9 protein-coding genes are annotated in these 8,277 nt (G+C 70.1%); 2 read left to right on the forward strand and 7 right to left on the reverse strand.

The features are described from left to right. On the reverse strand, positions 1–918 hold a 918-nt coding region (locus tag AN218_RS07060), incomplete at its 3' end, for a sensor histidine kinase (protein WP_420855942.1). 238 nt (positions 919–1,156) lie between these two features. Here AN218_RS07060 and AN218_RS07065 point away from each other — a divergent pair. Continuing rightward, entirely contained in the window at positions 1,157–1,756 is a 600-nt protein-coding gene (locus tag AN218_RS07065) for a hypothetical protein (RefSeq protein WP_070015904.1), read from the forward strand. Between the two features lie 60 nt (positions 1,757–1,816). Here the strand turns inward: AN218_RS07065 and AN218_RS07070 are convergent, their stop codons facing one another. The 5 genes from AN218_RS07070 to AN218_RS07090 form a co-directional block, all read right to left on the reverse strand. Beyond that, positions 1,817–2,068, reverse strand: a complete 252-nt coding sequence (locus AN218_RS07070; RefSeq protein ID WP_070015905.1) for a hypothetical protein — start codon at positions 2,066–2,068, stop codon at positions 1,817–1,819. 18 nt (positions 2,069–2,086) lie between these two features. Further along, a complete protein-coding gene (locus AN218_RS07075) occupies positions 2,087–3,172 on the reverse strand; it encodes a senescence-associated domain-containing protein (RefSeq protein ID WP_244900328.1) in 1,086 nt (361 codons plus the stop codon). A gap of 176 nt (positions 3,173–3,348) precedes the next feature. Then, positions 3,349–3,969 (reverse strand): DUF4148 domain-containing protein, encoded by a 621-nt coding sequence (locus AN218_RS07080; RefSeq protein ID WP_107421382.1) that lies wholly within the window; start codon positions 3,967–3,969, stop codon positions 3,349–3,351. A gap of 182 nt (positions 3,970–4,151) precedes the next feature. Further along, positions 4,152–4,772: a DUF4148 domain-containing protein gene (locus AN218_RS07085; RefSeq protein ID WP_107421383.1), complete on the reverse strand. Its 621-nt coding sequence runs from the start codon at positions 4,770–4,772 to the stop codon at positions 4,152–4,154. Positions 4,773–4,833: 61 nt separating this feature from the next. Beyond that, entirely contained in the window at positions 4,834–5,445 is a 612-nt protein-coding gene (locus tag AN218_RS07090) for a hypothetical protein (RefSeq protein ID WP_070015907.1), read from the reverse strand. A gap of 769 nt (positions 5,446–6,214) precedes the next feature. On the opposite strand from AN218_RS07090, the gene AN218_RS07095 reads away from it, so the two are divergent. Beyond that, positions 6,215–7,387, forward strand: a complete 1,173-nt coding sequence (locus AN218_RS07095) for a glycoside hydrolase family 3 N-terminal domain-containing protein (RefSeq protein WP_079131899.1) — start codon at positions 6,215–6,217, stop codon at positions 7,385–7,387. Between the two features lie 177 nt (positions 7,388–7,564). Here AN218_RS07095 and AN218_RS07100 read toward each other — a convergent pair whose 3' ends face one another. Continuing rightward, entirely contained in the window at positions 7,565–8,137 is a 573-nt protein-coding gene (locus AN218_RS07100) for a cob(I)yrinic acid a,c-diamide adenosyltransferase (RefSeq protein ID WP_070015908.1), read from the reverse strand. Positions 8,138–8,277: the final 140 nt, after the last annotated feature.

Raw genomic sequence — 8,277 nt, forward strand, 5'->3', positions numbered from 1 at the left:
CTCGTCGCGCAGCGCGAAGGTGAGACCGGGGTTGCCCGCGCCGGACCGCGCCCGGTCCAGCAGGGCGTCGAGCGCGGCGAGCCTCGGCGAGGCCGCGGGCTCGGCGGACGCCTCGCCGGACGCGTCGCGCAGCAGCCCGATCAGGCGCCGCATCTCGGCCAGGCCCTGCACGCTGTTCTCCCGTATGACGCCGAGCGACTCCCGCGTCGCCGTCTCGTCGCGGGGCTCCAGCGAGAGGGCGGCCGTGGAGTGGATGGCGATGGCGGAGAGGTGGTTGGCGACCAGGTCGTGCAACTCCCGTGCCATACGGGCCCGTTCGGCGTTCACGGCCTGTACGCGGTCCATCTCGGCCAGCAGCGCGGTCTGTTCGGCGCGCAGGCGCTCCGCCGCGGCGGCGTTGCGGTGGTCGCGGATGATCACGGCCGTCCAGGCCGGTACGACGGTGATCGCCGCGCAGAACGCTCCGAGCAGCAGCGTCGCGGGGGAGCGGAAGACGGCCAGGAGGCCCAGGGTCACCGCGACCGTCACGGCCACGCTGGCGGGCAGCAGGGCACGGGCCGTGCGGCTCGGCCCGTACAGCACCGCCGCGTAGACGACGTCGGTGAAGACGATCACGGTCGCCAGCAGCGAGCCCATCGCGAGGTCCGCGGCGAGCGCGGCCACGGCCACCAGCAGCGCCCACGGCTGCATGCTTCTGCGTCCCAGCGCCGTCAGACACATCACGGCGAGGGGGATCAGCAGCCAGGCGCCGTAACCGCCGCCCCGCTCGGGGTTGTTGTAGAGGCCGAAGCGCAACAGCACCAGCCCGCCGGCCATTCCGGCCAGCGCGATGAGCACTCCGTCGCGGTGCGGTCGCAGGGACCGCGGAGGGAGCGGCAGCGGCGGCGGACGCCGCGGCAGGGGCAGGGACATGGGCATGGGTCCATCTCAGCACGCCCCACGGACAGCGGCGTCGGCTTCGGGGACCAGGCGGTACGCCGCGTAGTACATCGAAGGATGCAGTGGGGCGCGGCGGGATCGTCGCTGGTGAGGACGTGTACGGGGGCGCCGCACTGGGACGCTGGAGCCAACGGCGCGGAGCCGGCGGCCCGTTCCGCAGGGACGGGCAGCGGCCCACGACGGGACAGCGGGCCATGACGGGACAAGGGGGACGAGCGTGATCGTCACGCTGATCATCATCTGCGAGGTCGCCTTCTGGGTGCTCCTCGCTGCCGGACTGGCGCTGCGCTATCTGGCGCGGATGCCGCGGACCGGGGCCGCGGTGCTGCTCTGCGAACCGCTGCTCGAAGTGGTCCTGCTGATCGTGACCGCCGTCGATCTGCGCGCGGGAGCCGAACCGGACTGGAAGCACGGACTGGCCGCCGTCTACATCGGCTTCACCGTGACCCACGGCCACTACATGATCACGTGGGCGGACGGCCACTTCCTGCACCGCTTCGCCGGCGGTCCGCCGCCGGTCAAGCGCCCGCGGTACGGCATGCCGCGGGCCGTGCACGAGTGGAAGATGACCGCCCGCGCCGTCGGAGGCGCGGCGATCGCGGCGGTACTGCTGCAACTCGCGATCTGGTACGTCGGCGACGCGGGCCAGACCGAGTCGCTGCGGATGTGGCAGCAGAAGATGGGCCTGGTGTCGGTGATCAGCGTGCTCATCGCGCTGAGTTACACGGTCTGGCCCAAGCGGAAGCCCGCGAAGGCGGCCGAGGGGGAGGAGGGCGACCGTACGGCGCCGTCCGCCTCGCCCGGCGGACGGCGCTGAGGGAGCCGCCGCCGGGAACGGGGGACGGGGGAGCGGGGGAGACCGGCGGACTGCGGGGGGTCAACCGGTCCCGCCGTCCTCCCGTGCCGCGTCTGTGCGCAGCCCGGTGGCGAGGCGGTAGTCGACCCGTACGTCCTCGTAGTCGGTACCGGGCTCGACGGGCTCCGGGAGATTCTCGCGTTCCGCGCCCGAGTACGTCCGGCGCCCCCGCGAGCCGTGGAAGCGGACGTCGGTCTGCGGCCGGTCGCCGAAGCGGAGGCGGTCGGCCGCGACGGAGGTCGTCAGCTCGATGTCGTCGGTGCCGTTGCTCACCGGTGCGTACGCGCCCTTTCACGGCGGTTGGTCGCGCTCCCGCTTGCGCGCGGGACGCCGCTTGGAGCGCTCCTCGGAGGATCCGGAACCGGCCGGGCGTGACGAGCGGGAGGAGCGCGCGGGGCGGGACGAGCGGCCCTCGCCCCCGGACGGCCGCCCCTCGGATCCGGTCGCGCTCCGGGCCGCGCGGGTGGCCTTCTTCGCGGTCCCGCGCACCGCGCGGCCGGATTCGTCGACCGTACGGGCGGCGCTCCCGCCGACGTCGCGCGCGGTCTCGCCGGCGCCCTTGCCGACGTCCCCCACGGCTTCGCCCGCCTCCTCGCCTACGTCCTGCACGGCGTCGCCCGCGCCGCGGCCGAGCTGCTCGGCGGTCTCGCCTGCGCCTTCGCCGACATCCTCGACGGCCTTACCGGCTCCCCGTCCGACCTCCTTCGCGGTCTCGCCTGCGCCTTCGCCGACGTCCTCGACCGCCTTGCTCGCGCCCTCGCCCACGTCCTCGACGGCGGAGCCGGCGCCCCGTCCCAGTTCGCCGACCGCCTCGCCGGCACCGCTGCCCAACTGGCTCGCGGCGGAGCCGAGGCCGGAGGTGAGGTGCTCCAGGATCTGCGGGTCGCGGTCGATCGTCGTCAGTACGCGGCCGATGACCTGGGCGACGTTGTCGAGGCGTACCTTCAGCAGCGCCTGGGCGTCCACGCCCTTGACGTCGAGCTGGACCTTCCCCAGCGCCACGTCCGCGCCCACGTTGAGCTTGAGGATGTCCAGGACCTCGGCCTGGAGGGAGACCCGCGCCCGCAGATCCTCGACGTCCAGGTCGATCTCCTCGACGTGGAGCTGCGGCACGTCGAGCAGGACGTCGGGGTCCTCGTGCCGGGAGAGCTCGGGCAGCTTCCCGTTCTCGCCGCCGTAGCCGTCCCCGCGTCCGTCACCGCTCCCGTCCCGTTCCTCCGGAACGTAGGGCTCGGCGTCGTACGGCTCGCCGCTCTCGCCGTTCTCCGAGTACGCGCCGTTCTCCGCGTACTCCCCGGTCTCCTCGTAGTCCCCGTACTCCTCGTCGTACTCGTCCCGCCGGTCCCCCTGCTCACGGCGCTCGTCCTTGTCGTCCATGCTGCTCACCCCAAGGGTGCGAATGCATACAGAAAGGCGCTTATCACCACAGAGCGGGTGCCCTGCACACGCGCTTCCGCACATCAAGCGGCCCGGCCTCGCGTGCAGGGGAACGCGGGGCCGGGCCGGCGGGTGTGGGGGGTGGCGATCAGGAGGTCGCCGGGGAAGGGAGGACGCTAGCTACAGTGCTGCTCCTTCTCCTTCTTGGTCATCTTGCGGGTGTGCTGGGTCTTGGTGCTGGGTGCGTCGGCCTTGGGGCCCTTGGCGGTGAAGGGGACGTACCAGATGCGGTGCCCGTAGTAGGGGTCTTCGAAGTGCATCTCGTATGTGCCGTCGATCTCCTCCATGGCGGCCTCGCGCGTGATGTAACCGACCTCGCCCGGCTTGACCTCGACGTTGGTCTGCTGCTGCTCGGTGTGCGAGCTCTCCCAACTGTGGCTGTAGCTCGCCTCGATGGTCACGCTGAAGAGCTTGGTGAAGCCGTACTGCGCCTTCATGGAGACGCCGACGGTGTTGGTCTCACCGGTGGTGTCGGACCAGCCGACCGTCGAACGCTGAAGATCCTTCGTGCAGTTGAAGAAGCTGTCACCGACCTGGTGCGCGTCGCCCATGGAGTCCACGGGGGCTCCGGAGGGATGGAAGACGCACAGGTCGGTGCCGTCGTCGCACTGTTCGAGCAGCTCTCTCGTGGTCGGCTGCTCGTCGTCGGCCTGCGCCGGCGAGGCCGGTGACATCGCCGTCGCGCCCAGAGTGGCGACGGCGATCACCAGCATCGACATCTTCCTGCGGCGGTTCATGGTGCCTCCGATGAGGGTGGGGGTAAGGCAGTTGGTGCCGGAGCGTCTCTGCGCGCGCTGCCCCGGCCGGGACGGACCGTGCCCTGCTGTCCGTCACATGGCCGAGGCCCGGGGTGAACTCATCGAAGGACATGGCGCGCGGCAGGTGCTGCCTTCGAGGAAGGTGACGCCGGAGCGGGTGGTCAGCCGCAGTGCTCCTGCTTCTCCTTCTTGGTCATCTTGCGGGTGTGCTGGGTCTTGGTGCTGGGTGCGTCGGCCTTGGGGCCCTTGGCGGTGAAGGGGACGTACCAGATGCGGTGCCCGTAGTAGGGGTCTTCGAAGTGCATCTCGTACGTGCCGTCGATCTCCTCCATGGCGGCCTCGCGCGTGATCCAGCCGACCTCGCCCGGCTTGACCTCGACGTTGGTCTGCTGCTCCTCGGTGTGCGAGCTCTGCCAGGAGTGCTCGTAGCTCGCGGTGATCGTCACCTTGAACAGCTCGGTGAAGCCGTACTCGGCGCTCATGGAGACGCCGACGGTGTTGGTCTCACCGGTGGTGTCGGACCAGCCGACGGTCGAACGCTGAAGGTCCTTGGTGCAGTTGAAGGCGCTGTCGCCGACCTGGTGCGGGTCGCCCATGGAGTCCACGGGGGATCCGGACGGGTGGAAGACGCACAGGTCGGTGCCGTCGTCGCACTGTTCGAGCAGTTCTCTGGTGGTCGGCTGATCGTCGTCGGCCTGTGCCGGCGACGCGGGGGTCATCGCGGTCGCGCCCAGAGTGGCGACTGCGACGACCAGCATGGACATCTTCTTACGGCGGTTCATGGTGCCTCCGGCGGCAGTGGGATAAGGCGTACGACGCTGTGAACTCTCCGTGCACTGCCCCTCAGCTGAAGGAGATGGACTGCGTGCGGTCGTCCATCACCTTCCCGAGGTCGGGAGTGAGCTCGTCGAAGGGACCGTCGCGGTCGCCGCTCTGGCCGGGCTCCGAGTACAGGTTGAGCGTGCAGTTGCCCCAGGGCTGGATGGACGAGATCTTGTCCTTCCAGTCGTCGCCGAGGTCGATCTTGAAGTCCACGTCGTCGTCGCCGTCGCACAGCGCGGTGTTGGTGATCGTCAGCGAGGCGCCGCCGTAGCGGGTGTCCTCGAAGACGGTCGCGCCGATGATGTTGCTCTCCTCGTCGTCCTTCGTGGAGACGCCGGACGAGGCGACGGGTGCGTCCCCGGTACGGGTCTCGCCGGTCGCCTTGGCCTTGCCGGTGGAGGCGTCGAGGAGCCGCTGGCTGCCCTCGATGCCGGTCGCCGCGTCGAGGCTCTTGAAGCACTGCGTCTCGCCGGTCTTCGCGTCGAGGGTGCAGTGGTTGCCCTGCCCCTTACTGGCGCTGCCGTCCGCCTCTCCCGAGACTGCGCCGTTGGCTACGGGGACTGCGACGACGCCCGCGAGCAGCACAGCCGCCGCGATCGTGATGCGCGTACGCCTTCTTGTGTCGGTGGCCATACGGAAACTCCAACCCCTCTTGGCTGACCAGCACTTTTCTGGTCCAGGCCTTGTACGAGTGATGGTACTCACAGAAATCAGATTGGAAAGAGAATCCCAAAGAATGCCCGTCGGCCTGTGCGTGCTACGCGCGAAAACCGCGAGGTCGCCGTGGTGCAATGTGGCGCACCTCTCACCAGGTCAGCACGAGGAAGCGCGGGCCGTGAATGCCGTACGTCCGTATTGGGGCCTTCCATCCGGGCCTCGGTGTTTTGCAGAAAGTGTCGAAGCAATGCGGATTGCAGGGCCGTACAAGGCTCTGACCTGCGACTATATGCTGGTTCTGTAAGGCGTCGAAGGTCATTTTCCGGGGAAACCTCAGCGCAGCCTCAAAACAGCCTTAAGAGGTCCTTAAGAAGGGGAAAGTGCTCAGCCGAGGCAAAAAAAGAAGGGTTCCGAGCGGTGGATCGGAATGGTTCTGCCCATTCACCGTCCGGCTATGCGGGAGCGCGCCTTCGGATCGTAGGAACGGAACGGAAACGGGCGCGAAGGCGGTTCAGGACGGGCGGCATTGGACGCACCACTGTTCCGAGCGGGCACGGTTCGGTCACATGGAGGCCGTCCGCCGCGGGCGCGTGCGCGGGGGCCCGCCGGGCCCCTACGGTGCTGCGTGCCTCCGTGTATCACGTCCGCGTCGCACGCCGGACGCCGAGGCCCGGAGCACTGCCCGTCACACGTACTCGTCCCACGCCCCGCACGTCCCCCGCCCGGACTTGGAGAACCCCGCGAGATGCCGAAGAAGCCGACCGCCCGCGCCTCCGCCGTCCTGGGCGGTGCCGCCGCCCTCGCCGCCGTCGTACCGCTCGCGCTGACCGCGGGCGCCTCGCCCTCCGACTCCTCGGGACGTACCGCCGCACAGGAGTGCGCCGCCGAGAAGACGGCGGAGCTGACCCTGGAGCAGCAGGTGGGCCAGCTCTTCATCGGCGGCGTCGACGCGGACGAGCCCGCGGACGACGAACTCGCCGCCGTACGCGATCTGCACCTCGGCGGCGTCATCCTCACCAACGGCAGCAGCGCCGGAGTGCAGGCGACGCGTCAGGTCAGCGACCGCGTACGGGAGGCGGCGACCACCGGCGGTGTGCCGATGTGGGTCTCCGCGGACCAAGAGGGCGGCAAGGTCCAGCACTTGAAGGGGCAGGGCTTCGACACGATGCCCACGGCCGTCGAGCAGGGCCGGCTCAGCCCGGAGGAGTTGCGGTCCAAGGCCGAGGGCTGGGGCGGGCAGCTCAGCGCGGCGGGCGTCAACGTCAACCTGGCGCCCGTACTGGACACCGTTCCCGCGGACCTCGGCGGCGACAACAAGCCCATCGGCTTCCTGGAGCGCAACTACGGGACCACGCCCGGGGCGGTCGCCGAGCACGGCACCGCTTACCAGGCGGGCATGACGGACGCGGGCGTGACGCCGGCCGTGAAGCACTTCCCGGGGCTCGGCCGGGTGCTCGGCAACACCGACGACGCCAAGGACGTCAAGGACGAGGTCACCACGCGGGACGACGCCTACCTGGAACCCTTCCGCGCCGCCGTCGGCGCTGAGAAGACACCGCTGGTGATGATCTCCAGCGCCCGCTACACCAAGATCGACCCGGACAACATGGCCGCCTTCTCCTCGACGGTGCTCACCGGCATGCTCCGCGAGGACCTCGGCTTCGACGGCGTCATCGTCTCGGACGACCTGGGCGCCGCCAAGGCGCTGGAGGACGTACCGGTCGGCGAGCGGGCGCTGCGCTTCCTCACGGCGGGCGGGACGGTCGCCCTCAGCGTCGACGCGAAGACGCTGCCCGAGATGACCGGCGCGGTGCTCGAACGGGCGGGCTCCGACGCGCAGTTCCGCGAGCGGGTGGAGAAGGACGCGGAGCGGGTGGTCGCGGCGAAGGCCGAGGCGGGGCTGGTGAAGTGCGGCTGACGGCTGACGGCTGACGGCTGGCAGGTGACAGGTGACAGGTGACAGGCGGCGGTTGACGGATGACAGATGACAGATAACGCCAACTGTCATCCGTAAACCGTCGGTTGTCGGCCCCTCAGCCCCCTGCCGACCCGCGCGCCCGCCGCGGCCCCCGTCCTCGCCGTCCCCGCCGTCCGCTCAGCGGTTCTCGCCCGGCACCCACATCACGTCGCCGACCTCCTTGTTGGCCGAGCGCGCCAGGATGAACAGCAGGTCCGAGAGGCGGTTGAGGTAGGTCGCGGTCAGTTCGTTCATGGTCTCGGAGTGCTCCTCTAGCGCGGCCCAGGTGGCGCGCTCCGCCCGCCGTACGACCGTGCACGCCTGGTGCAGCAGCGCCGCCCCGGGGGTGCCGCCGGGCAGGATGAAGCTGCGCAGCTTCTCCAGCTCCTGGAGGAAGAGGTCGCAGTCCGCCTCCAGTTTGTCGATGTAGCTCTGCTCGACGCGCAGGGGCGGAAACTCCGGATCTTCCACGACGGGGGTGGCCAGATCGGCGCCGACATCGAAGAGGTCGTTCTGCACGCGTACGAGCACGGTCGTGATCTCCTGCGGCAGATCGCCGAGGGCGAGCGCGACGCCGATCGCGGCGTTCGCCTCGTTGGCGTCCGCGTAGGCCGCGATGCGCGAATCGGTCTTGGCGGTGCGGCTCATGTCACCGAGGTTGGTGGTGCCGGAGTCGCCGGTACGTGTGTAGATGCGCGTCAGGTTGACCATGCGTCGAGAGTACGGCGTACCGGCCCGCCCGGTATCCGCGGGCGCGAGCCGACGGCCCACGGGCTACGACAACGATCCACCGCACGGCACCGCATGGAGCGCACAGCACGAAGGCGGGCCCCGGCGCCGCTGCGCCGGGG

This window comes from Streptomyces nanshensis, from assembly GCF_001751255.1.
GTDB lineage: Bacteria > Actinomycetota > Actinomycetes > Streptomycetales > Streptomycetaceae > Streptomyces > Streptomyces nanshensis_A.

What these genes read in the sequence shown, in the direction of transcription:
- AN218_RS07100 (WP_070015908.1), bottom strand. Translation starts at nt 8,137, where the DNA reads ATGGTCAACCTGACGCGCATCTACACACGTACCGGCGACTCCGGCACC.
- AN218_RS07075 (WP_244900328.1), bottom strand. Translation starts at nt 3,172, where the DNA reads ATGGACGACAAGGACGAGCGCCGTGAGCAGGGGGACCGGCGGGACGAG.
- AN218_RS07095 (WP_079131899.1), top strand. Translation starts at nt 6,215, where the DNA reads ATGCCGAAGAAGCCGACCGCCCGCGCCTCCGCCGTCCTGGGCGGTGCC.
- AN218_RS07090 (WP_070015907.1), bottom strand. Translation starts at nt 5,445, where the DNA reads ATGGCCACCGACACAAGAAGGCGTACGCGCATCACGATCGCGGCGGCT.
- AN218_RS07080 (WP_107421382.1), bottom strand. Translation starts at nt 3,969, where the DNA reads ATGAACCGCCGCAGGAAGATGTCGATGCTGGTGATCGCCGTCGCCACT.
- AN218_RS07085 (WP_107421383.1), bottom strand. Translation starts at nt 4,772, where the DNA reads ATGAACCGCCGTAAGAAGATGTCCATGCTGGTCGTCGCAGTCGCCACT.